This is a genomic window from Kitasatospora sp. NPDC096077, from assembly GCF_040303245.1.
Classification (GTDB): domain Bacteria; phylum Actinomycetota; class Actinomycetes; order Streptomycetales; family Streptomycetaceae; genus Kitasatospora.
Window position 1 is genome coordinate 8369 of the sequence record NZ_JBEOSV010000056.1, and the last position, 16201, is coordinate 24569.

Annotated in this window: 16 protein-coding genes and 1 riboswitch; of the genes, 8 read left to right on the forward strand and 8 right to left on the reverse strand. The window is 72.8% G+C overall.

Annotated features, from left to right (window positions below; genetic code table 11):
• Positions 1–113: 113 nt before the first annotated feature.
• On the reverse strand, positions 114–689 hold the full coding sequence (locus ABTZ03_RS32990) for a TerD family protein (RefSeq protein WP_350516821.1): 576 nt from the start codon (positions 687–689) through the stop codon (positions 114–116).
• Positions 690–834: 145 nt separating this feature from the next.
• Positions 835–1332, reverse strand: coding sequence for a hypothetical protein (locus ABTZ03_RS32995; protein ID WP_350516822.1), 498 nt, complete (start codon positions 1330–1332; stop codon positions 835–837).
• A 104-nt stretch (positions 1333–1436) separates the two neighbouring features.
• On the opposite strand from ABTZ03_RS32995, the gene arfB reads away from it, so the two are divergent.
• Positions 1437–1868: an alternative ribosome rescue aminoacyl-tRNA hydrolase ArfB gene (arfB, locus tag ABTZ03_RS33000; protein ID WP_350516823.1), complete on the forward strand. Its 432-nt coding sequence runs from the start codon at positions 1437–1439 to the stop codon at positions 1866–1868.
• A 58-nt stretch (positions 1869–1926) separates the two neighbouring features.
• Here the strand turns inward: arfB and ABTZ03_RS33005 are convergent, their stop codons facing one another.
• Positions 1927–2454, reverse strand: a complete 528-nt coding sequence (locus tag ABTZ03_RS33005; protein WP_350516824.1) for a flavin reductase family protein — start codon at positions 2452–2454, stop codon at positions 1927–1929.
• Between the two features lie 367 nt (positions 2455–2821).
• Here ABTZ03_RS33005 and ABTZ03_RS33010 point away from each other — a divergent pair, with 367 nt between their 5' ends.
• Positions 2822–4615 (forward strand): GGDEF domain-containing protein, encoded by a 1794-nt coding sequence (locus ABTZ03_RS33010; protein WP_350516825.1) that lies wholly within the window; start codon positions 2822–2824, stop codon positions 4613–4615.
• A 172-nt stretch (positions 4616–4787) separates the two neighbouring features.
• Positions 4788–5783 carry a carbohydrate-binding protein gene (locus ABTZ03_RS33015; RefSeq protein ID WP_350516826.1) on the forward strand — a complete coding sequence of 332 codons (996 nt, stop codon included), beginning with the start codon at positions 4788–4790 and terminating at the stop codon, positions 5781–5783.
• A gap of 64 nt (positions 5784–5847) precedes the next feature.
• Here ABTZ03_RS33015 and nagA read toward each other — a convergent pair whose 3' ends face one another.
• Positions 5848–7029: an N-acetylglucosamine-6-phosphate deacetylase gene (nagA, locus tag ABTZ03_RS33020; RefSeq protein ID WP_350516827.1), complete on the reverse strand. Its 1182-nt coding sequence runs from the start codon at positions 7027–7029 to the stop codon at positions 5848–5850.
• Positions 7026–7973 (reverse strand): ROK family protein, encoded by a 948-nt coding sequence (locus ABTZ03_RS33025; RefSeq protein WP_350516828.1) that lies wholly within the window; start codon positions 7971–7973, stop codon positions 7026–7028. The genes nagA and ABTZ03_RS33025 overlap by 4 nt, the downstream gene beginning before the upstream one ends.
• Positions 7974–8332: 359 nt before the next feature.
• On the opposite strand from ABTZ03_RS33025, the gene ABTZ03_RS33030 reads away from it, so the two are divergent.
• Entirely contained in the window at positions 8333–9571 is a 1239-nt protein-coding gene (locus tag ABTZ03_RS33030) for an extracellular solute-binding protein (protein ID WP_350516829.1), read from the forward strand.
• A gap of 28 nt (positions 9572–9599) precedes the next feature.
• On the opposite strand, the gene ABTZ03_RS33035 is transcribed toward ABTZ03_RS33030, so the two are convergent.
• Positions 9600–9959, reverse strand: a complete 360-nt coding sequence (locus tag ABTZ03_RS33035) for a cupin domain-containing protein (protein WP_350516830.1) — start codon at positions 9957–9959, stop codon at positions 9600–9602.
• A gap of 67 nt (positions 9960–10026) precedes the next feature.
• Here ABTZ03_RS33035 and ABTZ03_RS33040 point away from each other — a divergent pair, with 67 nt between their 5' ends.
• Positions 10027–10293 carry a DUF3263 domain-containing protein gene (locus ABTZ03_RS33040; protein WP_350516831.1) on the forward strand — a complete coding sequence of 89 codons (267 nt, stop codon included), beginning with the start codon at positions 10027–10029 and terminating at the stop codon, positions 10291–10293.
• 319 nt (positions 10294–10612) lie between these two features.
• Entirely contained in the window at positions 10613–11452 is an 840-nt protein-coding gene (gene otsB, locus ABTZ03_RS33045) for a trehalose-phosphatase (protein ID WP_350516832.1), read from the forward strand.
• Here otsB and ABTZ03_RS33050 read toward each other — a convergent pair.
• Both ABTZ03_RS33050 and ABTZ03_RS33055 read right to left on the reverse strand, forming a co-directional pair.
• On the reverse strand, positions 11439–12932 hold the full coding sequence (locus ABTZ03_RS33050; RefSeq protein ID WP_350516833.1) for an alpha,alpha-trehalose-phosphate synthase (UDP-forming): 1494 nt from the start codon (positions 12930–12932) through the stop codon (positions 11439–11441). The two genes, otsB and ABTZ03_RS33050, sit on opposite strands and share 14 nt — an antisense overlap.
• Positions 12933–12982: 50 nt before the next feature.
• Positions 12983–13987 (reverse strand): glucosyl-3-phosphoglycerate synthase, encoded by a 1005-nt coding sequence (locus ABTZ03_RS33055; RefSeq protein WP_350516834.1) that lies wholly within the window; start codon positions 13985–13987, stop codon positions 12983–12985.
• A 150-nt stretch (positions 13988–14137) separates the two neighbouring features.
• Positions 14138–14274, forward strand: a riboswitch (SAM riboswitch).
• A 17-nt stretch (positions 14275–14291) separates the two neighbouring features.
• Between ABTZ03_RS33055 and thrC the strand changes: the two genes are divergently transcribed.
• Together thrC and ABTZ03_RS33065 are read left to right on the forward strand one after the other, a co-directional pair.
• Positions 14292–15572 carry a threonine synthase gene (thrC, locus tag ABTZ03_RS33060; protein ID WP_350516835.1) on the forward strand — a complete coding sequence of 427 codons (1281 nt, stop codon included), beginning with the start codon at positions 14292–14294 and terminating at the stop codon, positions 15570–15572.
• Positions 15573–15598: 26 nt separating this feature from the next.
• Positions 15599–15877: a MoaD/ThiS family protein gene (locus ABTZ03_RS33065; protein WP_350516836.1), complete on the forward strand. Its 279-nt coding sequence runs from the start codon at positions 15599–15601 to the stop codon at positions 15875–15877.
• Positions 15878–16201: the final 324 nt, after the last annotated feature.

Sequence of the window (16201 nt, forward strand, 5' to 3'; positions counted from 1 at the left end):
CCGCCGTCCGGCGCGGCCGGCGCGGCGCGTCCCCTGCGCGCGGGGGGGGGGGGGGGTCGGTGCGGGGGGCCCCCCCCCCGCGCCGCGGCGGTTCCGTTCCGGCGTGCGTCGGGTCAGATCTGCACGCCGAAGTCCTGGGCGATGCCGGCCAGGCCGGAGGCGTAGCCCTGGCCGACCGCGCGGAACTTCCACTCGCCGTTGTTGCGGTAGAGCTCGCCGAAGATCATCGCGGTCTCGGTGGCGGCGTCCTCGGAGAGGTCGTAGCGGGCGATCTCGGCGCCGCCGGCCGCGTTCACCACGCGGATGTAGGCGTTGCGGACCTGGCCGAAGTTCTGACCGCGGGCGGTGCCGTCGTAGATGGTGACCGGGAAGGTGATCTTGACGGCCTCGGCCGGCAGGCCGGCCAGGTCGACGTTGATCGACTCGTCGTCGCCGGCGCCCTCGCCGGTCCGGTTGTCACCGGTGTGCACGACGGTGCCGTCCGGGGCGCTGGTGTTGTTGAAGAAGACGAAGTGCGCGTTGGAGAGCACCTTGCCGTCCGCGTTCAGGACGATCGCGCTGGCGTCCAGGTCGAATTCGGCGCCGGTCGTGGTGCGGACGTCCCAGCCCAGGCCGATGCTGACCGCGGACAGGCCGGGGGCCTCCTTGGTCAGCGAGACGTTTCCACCCTTGGAGAGGCTCACTGGCATGGCGATTGCAGTCCCTTCGTTCGCTTTTTCCGGGACAACGCAATACGACGAGGGCTTGGTTCCGTGGATCCCGTGAATTCTTCGTCAGGGGTCAACCCCGGGCAAAGGCCGGGCAATGCGGTGGCATGGTCGGGCGGTTCCGGGGTCAGACCCGGGGGAACCGGCCCTGCAGCGTCCAGATGTTCGGGTTGTCGGCCAGGTCGGGGTGCATGTCGAACAGGTCGGCGAGGGTGTCCTGGAGGAAGTCCCGGGCCTCGCGCCGCAGCTCGCTGTGCCGGATCACGGCGGGCGGCTCGTCCCGCAGCCAGGTCGCGGTGACCTCGACCCAGTTGAAGCGGCGGGCGAAGCGCAGCAGTTCGGTGTTCTGGGTGAAGTCGAGGTCGGCGGTCTGCACCCGGGCCGCCCGGGAGCCGTCCGGGTCGCGGTCGAGCTGCTCGACGATGTCGCACAGCGCCCAGGCGAAGTCCAGTACCGGCACCCAGCCCCAGCGGGTGGAGAGTTCGGCGCCCTCGGCGTCCAGGTAGACGTCGCCGCAGAACAGGTCGTACCGCAGCGAGCGCACGGGGGCGGTGCGGTAGTCGGTCTGCGGGGGGTCGGGGAAGCGGTTGGAGAGGGAGTAGCCGAGCTCGATCACGTACGCCATTGTCGGGGGTCCGGGCCGGTGGCGGTAACCGGCCTCCGCTGCGGGCACGGGCGACCTACCTTTAACCGCGTGACCGGGCGGGGCGGGCGCGGGATGATGGGCGCATGTCCGAGCCCATCCGCGTACGGGGGTCGGTGGTCGTCCCCGACGCCGAGCTCGTCTGGCGCTTCTCGCGTTCCTCCGGCCCCGGTGGCCAGCACGTCAACACCTCCGACTCCAAGGTCGAGCTGCGCTACGACGTGGCCGCTTCGAAGGCGCTGCCCGAGGTGTGGCGCACCCGCGCCCTGGAGCGGCTGGCGAACCGGCTGGTGGACGGCCGGGTGCTGGTGATCCAGGCCTCGGAGTTCCGTTCGCAGTGGCGCAACCGGGAGGCGGCCGGGGCCCGGCTGGCCGCGGTGCTGAGCGAGGCGTGCGCGCCGCCGCCGAAGGCCCGTCGGGCGACCCGGCCGAGCCGGGGGATGGTGCAGCGGCGGCTGGAGAACAAGAAGCACCGCTCCGAGCTGAAGCAGGGGCGTCGGGCGCCGCGCGGCGAGTAGTCCGGCGCGGCGAACCGTTTCGGCCGGGGCGCCGGCGGGTGTCGTGCGGTGCTGCGGCTCAGCCCAGCGTGCGGTAGCCGCCGTGGAAGTAGAGCAGCGGGCGGCCGCCGGGGGTGGGGACGGTCGCCTCCAGGACCCGGCCGAGCAGCAGGGTGTGGTCGCCCGCGGGTATCCGCTGTTCGGTGCGGCATTCGACGGTGGCGAGCGCGCCCTCGATCAGCGGGGCGCCGGTGCGGGCGCCGTGGCGGTGCGGGGTCTCCGCGAACAGCAGCCGGTCGCTGAGCCGGCCCTTCATGGCGAAGCGGGAGCCGAGCGTCTTCTGCCCCTCGGTGAGCACCGAGACCGCCCAGGTGCCGTTGCGGGAGAGCACCTCGTCCATCCGGGAGTCCTCGCGCACCGAGATCAGCACCAGCGGCGGGTCCAGCGACACGGAGAGGAAGGAGGTGGCGGTCATGCCGATGTCCTCGCCGTCCTCCTCGTCGTGGACGGTCACCAGGCTGACGCCGGCGGCGAGCTGGGAGAGTGCTGCCCGGAACTCGTCGGGCGTGGCCTGGGTGGCAGCTTCGGGCTGCGGGGACGGGTACACGTACCGCACGGTAGTCGTCGCAGGCGGGAAACGGCATCGGGCCGTGGTCGTAGGACCACCGGCGCACGTCCGGCCGGGCGGGGGGCCCGGTCACTCCCAGGGGTGAAGCGGGTGGACCGGCGGGTGCAGTGGGCTTCAGGATGCGGCCAATGCGGTCGACCACGGGAATTGTTCCGATAGCGCTTTATGTCCGGCTATGGGGCGGATGAGCTGATGAAGGACGCATTAGTGTTGTGTGATTTAAGTCACAAGTGGTGGCCTATTGCTGACCGAGCGTGCCGAACGCTGTGCTCCCTGTGATTCAGTTCTTCTGGCAATCGGACGATAACCAATCAAGAACTATCCGAAGCAGCCGGGGAGCCCCCGCATGGAAGCCGAGTCGGAGCCGTACGTCCGTCTCGCGACCCTCCGCACCTTGCACCGGGTCGTGGCGGACCTCAACGCTGCCCGCAGCCTGGCGGGCACGCTGCAGGCCGTCGTCGAGGGCGCGGTGCACGGACTCGGCTTCGACGCCGCCGCGGTCAGCCTGGTCCGGCCGGACGGCGACCTGGTGGTGGCGGCGGTCTGGGAGCTGGAGGAGAGCCCGATGGGCGGGCCCTCGGTGCTGCTCGGCCAGGTCGGCTCACGCGAGTCCTGGGACCGGCTGCTCGGCGTCAGCGACCACTGGGGCACCCTGCGCTTCCTGCCGTACGACCGCGGCTGGGCGGTCGCCAGCGACATCCCGCGCTGGATCGGCGACGGCCCGCTGCCCGTCTACGCCAACGACTGGCACCCCGCCGACGGGCTGCTCGCCCCGATGTACAGCGCCGGCGGCGACCTGCTCGGCGTGCTCTCGGTGGACCGCCCGCGCAGCGGCAAGCGGCCCGGGGCGTGGACCCGCGAAGCCCTGGAGATGTTCTCGCTGCAGGCCTCCATCGCGATCGGCAACGCCCGGCTGCGGGCCGAGATGCAGCGCGCGCTGGCCCGGCTGGAGAAGGAGCAGCAGGCGCTGCGGGCCAGCGAGGAGAGCTTCCGGCAGGCCTTCGAGTACGCGCCCAGCGGGATGGCGATCACCGAGCTGCACGGCGCCGGGCGCGGTCAGCTGACCAGGGTCAACGACGCGCTCTGTCGACTGCTCGGCCGCCCCCGCGCGGTGCTGCGCCAGCAGAGCTTCGCCGACCTCGTCCACCCCGAGGACCGCGCCCTGTTGGAACGCACCAGCGCCGAGAGCGGCCGGGCGGAACTGCGGCTGTCCCGGCGGGACGGCGGCTACCAGTGGGTCTGCCTGCGCAACTCGATCGTGGCGGACGCGGCCGAGGGCCCGAGTTTCCTGCTCACCCATGTCGAGGACATCGAGGACCGCAAGCGCCACGAACTCCAGCTCGCCCACCGGGCCAGCCACGACGCGCTCACCGGCCTGCCCAACGGCGCCGAGCTCAAGGCCCGGCTGGCCCGCCGGCTCTGTCCCGAGCCGCAGCCGGTCGGTGCCGCCGCGCTCCCCGCCGAGGTCGGCCACCAGCAGCCGTACGGCTACCCGGCCGACTCCTACAGCGCGCACACGGCGTACGAGGGGCTGGAGGGCGCGGACCCGTACGCCGGGTCGGTGCACGGCTACGGACCGGTCGAGGGCTCCCCGCTGCCCGGCCTCGCGGCCGGCTTCGGGGAGCACGTGCACGCGGTGGTCCCGGCCGAGTACGGGCCGGGCGGCGGCGACGCCTGGTCCGTGCCGTTCCGCTCCGGCCCGCCGACGCCGGTCGACAAGGGGCTGGCGGTGCTCTTCTGCGACCTGGACGGCTTCAAGTCGATCAACGACCGGTTCGGGCACAACGCCGGCGACTCGGTGCTGGTCGAGGTGGCCCGGCGGCTGAGCGGGGCGGTCCGGGACGGCGACACGGTGGCCCGGCTGGGCGGCGACGAGTTCGTGGTGCTGGCCGACGGGATCGGCCGGGACGAGGCCAAGGACCTCGCCCACCGGCTGCGCAACGCGATCATCCCGCCGATGCGGATCGACGGCCGGGCGATGCGGGTCGGGGTGAGCCTCGGGATCGGCTGGGCCGGCTGCGGGATGAGCATCGAGGAGGTGCTGCACACCGCGGACGAGCGGATGTACGACGAGAAGCGCGCCCGGGGCGGCGCGGTGCGCGGGGCGCGCGGCGAGCGCTCGCACCGGCGGGCGGGCTGACGGAAGCCGCTCGGTTCCGGCCCGGAGTCGATCGGATGCCGAGCACCCGGGGGCGCACAGGTTACCCACGGGTTGTCAAGGGTTCTTTTCCTGCTGTCAGGTAGGACAGGTAGGGTGCCCGGTACGACAGCGTCCATGATCTGCGCCGCCCGCGCGCGGCGACGCACACCGGATGGGGGAGCAGACCACCGTGACGACCGCCGGCGACAACGGATTGCCCGAGGGTCAGGCGGGCGGTGCCCCGCAGGACGACGACCCGTTCGGCTACCTCTACCGCCCGGCCGACGGCTCCACCGGGCAGTCGGCCGAGCCGCAGCAGGGCGTTCCCCGGACGTCCTACAACCGCCCGATGGAGGTCGGCCGGGCGCAGTACGGCTACCCCCCGCGGGCGCAGCAGCAGCAGCCGTACGGGCAGCAGCAGCCGCCGTACGGCCAGCAGGCCCCGTACGGTCAGCCCGGGATGCCGCCGCAGCAGCAGGCCGAGTACACCGCGCCCACCCAGCAGACCCGCTACGCCGAGCACTCCCGGCCGCAGCCGGGGGACGAGCCGCGCAGCAGTGGCCGGAGCAAGGGCGCGGTGATCGGCGCGGTCGCGGTGGTCGCCGCGATAGCGATCGGTGCCGGGATCGCGCTCTCCACCGGGGATCCGGACGGCGGCAAGGACGCCAAGGGCGGCAGCACGACCGCCGCCCCGCCGGCGCCCAGCGGCGGCGCGACCCCGAGCGGTTCGACCGGCTCGGTCTCGCCCTCGGCGAGCGCCACCGTCTCCGCCGGGCCGGCGACCGTGGACGCCGGTCAGCTGCAGGGCCAGAACGCGCCGTCCGGCAACAGCGTCAAGGGCGCGAAGTCCGCCGACGGCAGCTACCTGACGCTCCAGCAGGGCGGCAGCGTGACCTGGAACGGCCAGATCGCGACGGCCGGGACGTACAAGCTGACCGTGCACTACAACAACGCCGGGGCCGATGTGAAGGGCGCGGCGTCGGTGAACGGCAAGGACTGGCCGAGCGGCCTGACCTTCAAGAACTACTCGCCGGGCAAGGACCCGGCCTCGTCCTGGTTCAGCACGTGGATACTCCCGCAGCTGCAGGCCGGGGCGAACTCGGTCTCCTTCACGGTCCCCTCGGGGCCGATCCTGATCGACCAGATCACGGTGGAACCGAGCAGCTGACCGGCTGACCGGACGTGCGAACGGCCGCCCTCCCCACCGGGGGAGGGCGGCCGTCGGCGTTCGGTCAGCCGGACTTGACGGTGCGGAACCTGTCGCCGCCGACCACCCAGCGGCCCCGGCGCATGACGGCGACCAGGTCGTAGCTGTCGGAGTCGACCACGACCAGGTCGGCGAGCTTGCCGGTCTCCAGCGAGCCGATCGAGTCGGCGAGGCCGAGCAGCCGGGCCGGGGTGGTGGAGAGTGACTCGACGGTCCGGGTGAGACTCAGGCCGTTGACGGTGACGGAGCGCTTGAACGCCACGTCCAGGGTGAGGGTGGAGCCGGCGATCGCGCCGCCCTCGACCAGCCGGGCGACGCCGTCCTTGACCTCGACCTGGAGGGGGCCGAGGGGGTAGAGGCCGTCGCCCATGCCGGCGGCGCCCATGGCGTCGGTGATCAGGGCGACCCGGTCGGCGCCGGCGGTGCCGTAGGCGAGGTCGAGGACGGAGGGGTGGAGGTGGACGCCGTCGTTGATCAGTTCGACGGTGACGCGTTCGTCCTCCAGCAGGGCCACGATCGGTCCGGGGGCGCGGTGGGCGATGCCGGGCATGGCGTTGAAGAGGTGGGTGGCGACGGTGGCGCCGGCCTCGACGGCTTCGAGGGTGGTGGGGTAGTCGGAGTCGGTGTGGCCGACGGCGGCGATCACGCCGAGGTCGGCGAGCATACGCACCGAGTCGAGGCCGCCGGGGAGTTCGGGGGCGAGGGTGACCATCTTCGCGTGGCCGCGGGCAGCGTCGACGAGCTTGCGGACCAGTGCGGGGTCGGGGTCGCGCAGCAGGTCGGGGCGGTGGGCGCCGCAGCGGTTGTGGGAGATGAAGGGGCCCTCGAAGTGGATGCCGGCCAGGACGCCGTCCTCGACGAGTTCGGAGAGGACGGCGGCCTGGCGGGCGAGGTCGTCGATCTCGCCGGTGACGGTGGAGGCCATCGTGGTGGTGGTGCCGTGTTCGAGGTGGGTGCGGGCGGCGAGCAGGGCCTCCTCGGCGATGCCGGAGGCGTAGGAGGCGCCGCCGCCGCCGTGGACGTGCAGGTCGACGAAGCCGGGCACGACGGTGTGGCCGGTCAGGTCGAGGTCGCCGGGCTCGGGGGCCCCGCCGAGGCCGGCGATGCGCTCGCCCTCGACGGCGATCCGGTCGCCCTCGACGACGCCGCCGGGCAGCACCAGTCGGGCTCCGGACAGAGCGGTACGGTCACGGTCCGCGGTGGTCACGCGGTCACCTCCATCGAGAGCAGATCCCAGGCGAGCAGGCCCGCGCCCAGGGACGCGGCGGTGTCTTTGAGCATGGCGGGTACGACCTTCGGGGGCATCTGGAAGGTCAGGCGCTCGGTGACCGCCGCGCGCAGCGGAGTGAAGAGCGTGTCGCCGGCCTCGGCCAGCCCGCCGCCGACGATGACGGTGGACGGGTCGAGCAGGCTCTGGGCCAGCACGATGCCGTCGGCCAGCGCGTCGACCGCGTTCTGCCAGACGGCGCGGGCGCGGTCGTCCCCGGCGTCCACCGCGGCGGCGCAGGATGCCGCGTCGGCGTCGGGGTCACCGCTGGCCTCGGCCCAGGCGCGGGAGACGGCGGAGGCGGAGGCCAGGGTCTCCAGGCAACCGCGGGCGCCGCAGCCGCACGGCGGGCCGCCGGGGCGGACCACGACGTGGCCGATCTCGCCGCCGTAGCCGTGCGCGCCGGCCTCGATCCGGCCGTCGATGCCGATGGCGCCGGCGATGCCGGTGCCCAGGGCGATGAACAGGAAGCGGTCGACGCCGCGGCCGGCGCCGAGCCGGCCCTCGGCGAGGCCGCCGGAGCGCACGTCGTGGCCGAGGGCCACCGGCATCGCGGGGCCGCCGGGGGCGGCGAGGCGTTCGCCGAGCAGCTTGCGCAGCGGGAGGTCGCGCCAGCCGAGGTTGGCGGAGAAGACCGCGATCCCGTTCCTCTCGTCGATCGTGCCGGGGACGGCCACCCCGGCCGCCGCCGGGGCGAGGCCGAAGCGGGTCCGGCCCTCGTCGGCCAGATCGGCGGCGAAGTCGAGGATGGCGGCGACGACGGCGTCGGTGCCGTGCTCCCGCCCGGTCGGTCGGCGTGCTTCGAACAGCACGGAGCCGTCCTGGGCGAGCAGCGCGGCCTTCATGCCGGTGCCGCCTACATCGAGTGCGATGACGTGCTTCACGGAGGACAGTTTCCCTTGGTCTGGTCGAAGAGGTCTAGTCCAGTTGTCGGATTGGTCTGGTCCATACTGGGTGAGCTTTGTCTCGGCTGCGGGGGTGTGCGGGACTTTGTGCCCGAGGGCCCGACAGGGGGCGTTCGGCCACCGGTTGTTGCGCATCGTGCAATGAACCAGGGCACTTCGGTAACTACTCGGCGGGTGGGGTCGAGTGGTGTGGACCATTCGGTGGGCGATTTGGCAGTGTTGCGCTCCCCCCAGCCGGACGCGACCGTCCGGCCGTAGTTCCCCCGTAGTTCCCCCCGAAGGCGGTACCCGCGTTGGACAGGCGCGCCCACGTTTCCACCCGTGTGCTCGGAACGGCGTTGGCCGGAGCACTGGTGCTCACCGCGGTCAGCGCCTGCAGTGGGCAGGGCGACGGGCCGGTCACGCTCAAACTGGTCGCCGCGGACTACGGGGAGAGCATCGACACCAGCTCCAAGCACTACTGGGACGAGGTCGCCAAGGCCTTCGAGTCGGCCAACCCCGGCATCAAGGTCGAGGTCGAGGTCGACAGCTGGACCGACATCGGCAAGAAGGTCGACGACATGATCGCGGCCGGGAAGTCGCCGGACCTGCTGCAGACCGGCGGCTTCGCCGAGCAGGTCGCGGCGGACCGGCTGTACCCGGCCGCCGACGTGCTCTCGATGGACACCCAGGCCAAGTTCATGGACAACTTCGCCCACGCCGGGCAGGTGATCGGCACCCAGTACGGGATCCCGTTCGTGTCCTCGTCCCGGGTGCTCTTCTACAACAAGGCGGTCTTCCGGCAGGCGGGCATCTCCCAGCCGCCGACCACCTGGAACGAGCTGCGGGCCGCGGCCGAGAAGATCAAGGCCAAGGTGCCGGGGGTGACCCCGTACGGGCTCCCGCTCGGGCCCGAGGAGGCGCCGGCCGAGTCGATGCTGTGGACGCTGAGCGGCGGCGGCTCGCTCTCCGACGACGTCGGCAACTACACCATCGACAGCGACCAGAACCAGGCGACCTTCAGCTGGCTGAAGAACAACCTGGTCGGCACCGGGCTGACGTATCCGGACCCGGGCAAGATGAACCGCACGCCGGTGTTCCAGGACTTCGCCTCCGGGAAGGTCGCGATGCTGAACGGGCATCCGACGCTGCTCCGGATGGCCACCGCCGGGAAGATCGACTTCGGGACGGCGCCGATCCCGAAGAAGGACGGCGTGGGGAAGACCGGGAGCCTCGGGGTCGCGGACTGGATGATGGCGTTCAAGGCCAACGGGCACAAGAACGAGATCAAGAAGTTCCTGTCCTTCGTCTACGCGAAGGACAACCAGCTGAAGTTCGACGAGCAGTACAACCTGCTGCCGGTGACCCAGGACGCCTTCAACCAGATGTCCTCCGACCCGAAGCACGAGGACCTCAAGCAGTTCGCGGTCGGGCTGACCAACGCGAGCTTCTACCCGTTCGGGGACCCGGCCTGGGGCGAGGTCAGCAACCGGATCAAGACCGGGATCGGGCAGGCGGTGACCGGGGACCCGAAGCAGGTGCTCGGCGGGCTGCAGGACGCGGCGGTCAAGGAGGCGGCCCGGGTCCGTCGGCAGTAGGACCCGGGCCCGCCCGGCGGGGCCGTCCTCAGGGGAGGGTGATCGCGTAGGTCTTGCGGAGGGTCTCGTGGACCGTCCAGGTGGTGCGGTCGCCCGCGCGCAGGACGGCGCAGTCGCCCGGGCCGACGGTCAGGGTCGGGCCGCCCTCGATCTCGATGGTGGCCCGGCCGCTCAGCACCGTGAACACCTCGTCGGCCTCCACGTCGGTGACCACGCCCGGGGTGATCTGCCAGATGCCGCGCAGCTGGCGGCCGTCGGGGGACTCGGCGAGGACCCTTCCGGTGACCTCGGGGGTGCCGGAGACGATCTGGGACGGGTCGAGGGGCTCGGGGTCGAGCTCGGCGGTCGGGACGTGGACGGTGAAGCTCGGCGTGTTCGGCGTGGTCATGGGGGTGACGGTAGCCGGGCGGGGATGCCGGGGCGGGGGGCAGAGTGTGTCGGGGGCGGGGGCGAGGATGACACTTCGTAGCCAGGAGGTGTTCGTCGTGGGCGAGCTGAACGAGCTGAGTGAGCGGGACCGGGCGGTACTGGCGCTGGAGGGGCGGCAGTGGCGGACGGCGGGGGCCAAGGAGCGGGCGATCCGGGAGGAGCTGGGGCTCTCCTCGACCCGGTACTACCAGCTGCTGAACGCGCTGCTGGACCGGGAGGAGGCGTTGGCGTTCGCGCCGGTGCTGGTGAACCGGCTGCGGAGGGTCCGGGAGGCCCGGCGGGAGGCTCGTTGACGGGGGGCTCTCGGGAGGGTGGGTGGCCGGGGGCGGTTCCGGGGGTGGCCGCTCCGGGGGCTGGATGATTTTCGGACTGCCGACCCTGTCTGCGTATGCCTGGCCGCCGTTGGCAGTCTGAAAATCACCCGCAACGCCCCTCTCCGCGGCCACCCCCTCCACCGCCCCCTTCCGCAGCGCGTCCCTCTCGCCTGGTTGGTTCGTGGGGTGGGGTGGGGTGGGGTGCGGGTTAGGGGGTGGTTCTTTGCGGGCGCGCGGGCTTTCGCCCTGCGCGCCCGCTGGGGTGGTGGGGTGGGCGGGGGTGGGTATGGGCCTGGGTATGGCTCTTGACGAGATGGGCGTGCCGGTCACTGGTGCCGGGCGGGACGGGTGGCGGGCGATCGTGGCGGCGCCGGGGGATGCGGTGGTCGCGTTGGACTTCGACGGGACGTTGGCGCCGATCGTGGCGGATCCGGCGCGGGCGCGGGCGCATCCCGGGGTGGTGGCGGCGCTGCGGGGGCTGGCGTCGGTGGTCGGGGCCGTGGTGGTCGTCACCGGGCGGCCGGCCGGGGTGGCGGCGGAGTACGGCGGGTTCGCCCGGGTGCCGGGGCTGGTGGTGCTGGGGCACTACGGGGCCGAGCGCTGGGAGGGGGGCGTGCTGACGGCGCCGGAGGTGCATCCGGGGGTGGCCGGGGCCCGGGCGGCGTTGCCGGGGGTGCTGGCCCGGGTGGGGGCGCCCGAGGGGACGTGGGTGGAGGACAAGGGGCGCTCGGTGGCGGTGCACACCCGGCGGACGGCGGAGCCGGAACGGGCGCTGGAGCTGCTGCGGGCGCCGGTGGGGGAGCTGGCGGCCGAGCACGGGCTGGTGGTGGAGCCCGGGCGGCTGGTGCTGGAGCTGCGGCCGCCGGGGGTGGACAAGGGGGCGGCGCTGACCGGGTTCCTGCGGGAGCGCGGGGCCCGCTCGGTGCTCTACGCGGGGGACGACCTGGGGGACGTGGCGGCCTTCGCGGCGGTGGAGCAGTTGCGCGGGGACGGCGTCGCCGGGCTGCTGGTGTGCGCCGGGGCGGTGGGGGACGCGCCGGTGCGCGAGCTCGCCGACCGGGCGGATCTGGTGGTCGACGGGCCCGCGGGCGTGGTGGAGCTGCTGGAGGGCTTGGGGCGGGCGGTCAGAGCGCGTTGAGCTGGTCCAGGAACCACTGCTGCGGGGGGAGCGCGGTGGCCGCCGCGGCGAGCCGCTTGGTGCGGTCGGCGCGCTCCTCCGGGCTCATGGTGAGTCCGGCGTGCAGGGCCTCGGCGGTGGCGATCACGTCGTAGGGGTTGACGGTGAGGGCGTCGTCCTTGAGCTCGGCGTGGGCGCCGGCCTCCCGGGAGAGGACGAGGGCGCAGCCCCGGTCGGAGACCACCGGGACCTCCTTGGCGACCAGGTTCATGCCGTCCCGGATCGGGTTGACGAGGGCGACGTCGGCGAGGCGGTAGGCCGCCAGGGAGCGCGGGAAGTCGTCGTCGACGTGCAGGATCAGCGGCCGCCAGGTGGGGGTGGCGAACTCGGCGTCGATCTCCTCGGCCAGGCGTCGGACGGCGGCGGTGTAGTCGCGGTACTCGGCGAGGTCGGTGCGGGAGGGGTAGGCGAAGGCGATGTGCACCACCCGGTCGTGCCACTCGGGGCGGGTGCGGAGCAGGTGCCGGTAGGCCTGGAGGCCGCGGACGATGTTCTTGCTCAGCTCGGTGCGGTCCACCCGGACGACGGTGCGGCGGTCGCCGACGGCACTGCGCAGGGCGGCCAGGCGTTCGTCCACGTCGGGGCGGTGGGCGCGCTCGCGCAGGAAGTCGGCGTCGGCGCCCAGGGCGTGGACGCCCAGCCGGGTGGTGCGGCCGCTGGGGGTCCCCCCGGCCGAAGGCTGGGGGAGGGTGACGGTGAGCGCCTCGTGGTCGACGGTGGCGCCGAGGAGGTCCGCGCAGCAGGCGGCGAAGGCGCGGGCCCAGCGTTCGGTGAGGAAACCGGCCCGATCGGCGCCGAGGATGCCGGTCAGCACGGCCCGGCCGACATCGTCGGGGAGCAGCCGGTAGTACTCGGGCGGGGCCCACGGGGTGTGGGAGAAGTGGCCGATCCGCAGGTCGGGGCGGGCTGCGCGGAGCAGGGCCGGGGCGAGGGACAGGTGGTAGTCCTGCACCAGCACCGCGGCGCCCGGGGCGGCCTCGGCGGCCAGGGCGTCCGCGAAGGCGGCGTTGTAGGCCCGGTAGGCGGCCCACTCGGTGCGGAAACCGGCGTCGAAGGAGGGCGCGGTCGGCGTCGCGTAGAGCAGGTGGTGGACGAACCAGAGGGTGGAGTTGGCGACGCCGTTGTAGGCGCGGGCGAAGGTCTCCGGGTCGATGTCGAGCATCCGCACGGCCTGGCCGCCGACCTCGTGCCCGGCCCGGTCGAGCCGGCCCTCGGGGGCCTCCCGGGCGGCTCTGCGGTCGGCGTCGTTCAGGGCGGCGCAGACCCAGACGGCGTCCGGGTCGTCGATCGCGGACAGGCCGGAGACCAGGCCGCCGCCGCCGCGGCGCAGGGTCAGTGTGCCGTCGTCGGCGGTGCTGAAGGACACCGGTCCCCGGTTGGAGGCCACCAGGACGGGGGCGGTGCCGGTCGCACTCGAACGTTCGGTCGTGAGATCGCCCATGGTTGGGATGTTGCCGGGGGGTCGGGTCGGCAAACGTTTCGGCAGGCGGTTCAGTGGCGGGTCGCGTACTCGGGGACAGTGTGCATCGGCGGGCGCTCCAGGGCCGTCACCGGGTGGGTGTGGGCGGTGAAGGCGCGGGTGTCCGGGTCGCGGCTGAACTGGGTGAGGTGGGGGTGGACCAGGTCGGCGGAGGCCTTGAGGCGGTGGGTGCGGTCGAGCCGCTCCAGGGCGGTGCGGTAGATCGTGGCGGCCATCCGGCCGAGGGCCTGGCCGTCCTGGTGGCGGTGGTGCCGGACGCCGACGTCGACCTGGGCCAGGGCGTCCAGTCCGACCAGTTCCAGGGCGTCGACCAGCAGGCCGAGCTCGACGCCGTAGCCGGTGGGGAAGGGCAGCCGTTCGAGCAGCGGGCGGCGGGCCGCGTACTCGCCGCCGAGCGGCTGGACGAAGCCGGCGAGTTCCGGCCAGTGCAGGTTGAGCAGCGGGCGGGCGACGAGTTCGGTGACCCGGCCGCCGCCGACCGGCAGGACCGCCCCGCTCTCGGTCTCCAGCGGGCGGTCGTACATGGCCTTGACCAGCTGGACGGACTCGTCGGTCAGCAGCGGGCCGACGATGCCGGAGACGAAGGCCGGGTCGAACTCGCGCAGGTCGGCGTCCACGAAGCAGACGATGTCGCCGCGGGTGACCAGCAGCGAGCGCCAGAGCACCTCGCCCTTGCCGGGGACGGCGGGCAGCCGGGGCAGGATCCGGTCGCGGTGCTCCACCCGGGCGCCCGCGGCGGCGGCGACGGCGGCGGTGGCGTCGGTGGAGCCGGAATCCACCACGACGAGTTCGTCCACCAGGGGGATCCGCTCCATCAGCTCGCGCCGGACGGTGCGGACGATGTCGCCGACGGTGGCCTCCTCGTCCAGGGCCGGAAGGACGACGCTGACGGTGCGGCCGGTGCGCCGCTTGGCCTCCAGCAGGGTGTGCACCGGCCGGTCGGTCGCGCTCCACGAGCGGCGGCGGAGCCAGGACGCCGCCTGCGGGAGGAGCGCGGGGATCGGTTCGGCGGGCACGGTGACTCTCCTCGGCGGGATCGGGGTGGAACGGCTCATCTCGCTTGGCGGACGGACCCGTTCAGGGGTGACGCCTTCGGATACAGTCTTCGTACAGCGGTCGGACCTTTGCACGCCGGGGTCACCGTTGCGCACCGCCACAATTTCACAAGCTCATCCAGAGGGACTGAGGGAACGGCCCGTTGACGTCCCGGCAACCTTCTCGCTCGGCTGTCTGTCGACAGGCCCCGGCGGGACAGGTGCCAATTCCGGCCTGTGGCGCGACCGCGCCGCGGGGAAGATGAGGAGAGAGGCCTCCGCCATCATGGCCATCGACACTGCCGCACCTGTTTCCGTGGACCTCGGCCCCGCCGCCGCGCTGTCCTGTCGGGAGTGCGGAACCCGGTTCCCGCTCGGCCCCAGCTTCGCCTGCCTGGAGTGCTTCGGGCCGCTGGAGATCGCCTACGAGTTCGGGAGCGAGCGCGCCGAGGAGCTGCGCAAGCGGATCGAGTCCGGCCCCGCGTCCATCTGGCGGTACGCGCCGCTGCTGCCGGTGCCGGCCGACGTCGCCTCCAAGCCCAACCTGAACCCCGGCTGGACCCCGCTGGTCAAGGCGGACAACCTGGGTCGTGAGCTCGGCTTCACCGCGCAGCTGCACATCAAGGACGACTCCGGCAACCCCACCCACTCGTTCAAGGACCGGGTGGTGGCCTGCGCGATCGAGGCGGCCCGGGCGTTCGGGTACACCACGCTGTCCTGCTCCTCCACCGGCAACCTGGCCGGCGCGGTGGGCGCGGCGGCGGCCCGGGCCGGGTTCCGGTCCTGCGTCTTCATCCCGCACGACCTGGAGCAGGGCAAGGTCGTGATGGCCGGGGTGTACGGCGGCGAGCTGGTCGGCATCGAGGGCAACTACGACGACGTGAACCGCTTCTGCTCGGAGCTGATCGGGGACCCGGCCGGCGAGGGCTGGGGCTTCGTCAACGTCAACCTGCGGCCGTACTACGGCGAGGGCTCCAAGACGCTGGCGTACGAGATCTGCGAGCAGCTGGGCTGGCGCCTGCCGGAGCAGATCGTCATCCCGATCGCCTCCGGCTCCCAGCTGACGAAGATCGACAAGGGGCTGCAGGAGCTGATCAGGCTGGGGCTGGTCGAGGACCGGCCGTACCGGATCTTCGGCGCCCAGGCGGAGGGCTGCTCGCCGGTGTCGGCGGCGTTCAAGGCCGGCCGGGACGTGATCAAGCCGGTGAAGCCGGACACCATCGCCAAGTCGCTGGCGATCGGCAACCCGGCGGACGGCCCGTACGTGCTGGACATCGCCCGCCGCACCGGCGGCGCGGTCGAGGACGTCACGGACGCGGAGGTCGTGGCGGCGATCCGGCTGCTGGCCCGGACCGAGGGCATCTTCGCCGAGACCGCGGGCGGGGTGACCGTCGGCGTGCTGAAGAAGTTGGTCGAGACGGGTCAGCTGGACCCGGCCAAGGAGACCGTCGCGATCAACACCGGCGACGGCCTGAAGACCCTGGACGCCGTCTCCGAGGCCGGGATGACCGCCGTCATCCGCCCGACGCTGGACGCCTTCCACTCCGCCGGTCTCGCGTCCGCCTGAACCACCCCCACCCCGCAAGGAGAGCCATGAGCGCCAACGTCCGCATCCCCACCATCCTGCGCACCTACACCGGCGGTGCGGCCGAGGTGACCGCCGAGGGGGCCACCCTGGCCGAGGTCATCGCCCACCTGGAGCAGAACCACGCGGGCATCTCGGCCCGGATCCTGGACGACACCGGCAAGCTGCGCCGCTTCGTCAACGTGTACGTGAACGACGACGACGTGCGGTTCGCCGAGGGCCTGGCGACCGAGATCGGGGACGGCGCCAGCGTCTCGATCATTCCGGCGGTGGCCGGCGGCTGCTGAGCCGTTCGGCGGTCGCGTTTCCGGGTTGCTTTCCGGGTCGCCCCGCGCCGCCCGTGCGTACGGAATTCCACTCTCCGTACGCACGGGCGGCGCGTTCGCATTTCGGCGGGAATATTTCCCGCTCAAGTCGGAGTAGAGTGTGGCTCTGCTGGGAACAGGGCCGCCCTTCCGGCGCACGGGGTGCTTCGCCGGAGGTCGTCCGACCGGCGGGACCGGCCCGGGGTCGTTCCCGGGAAACATGTCAGGCAGATGTCAGAATTCCTGCGGGCATTTGGGTAATTCGTCCGCTATGTCCGGCGGCGAATGCCGAGTTCCTCCCGGTTT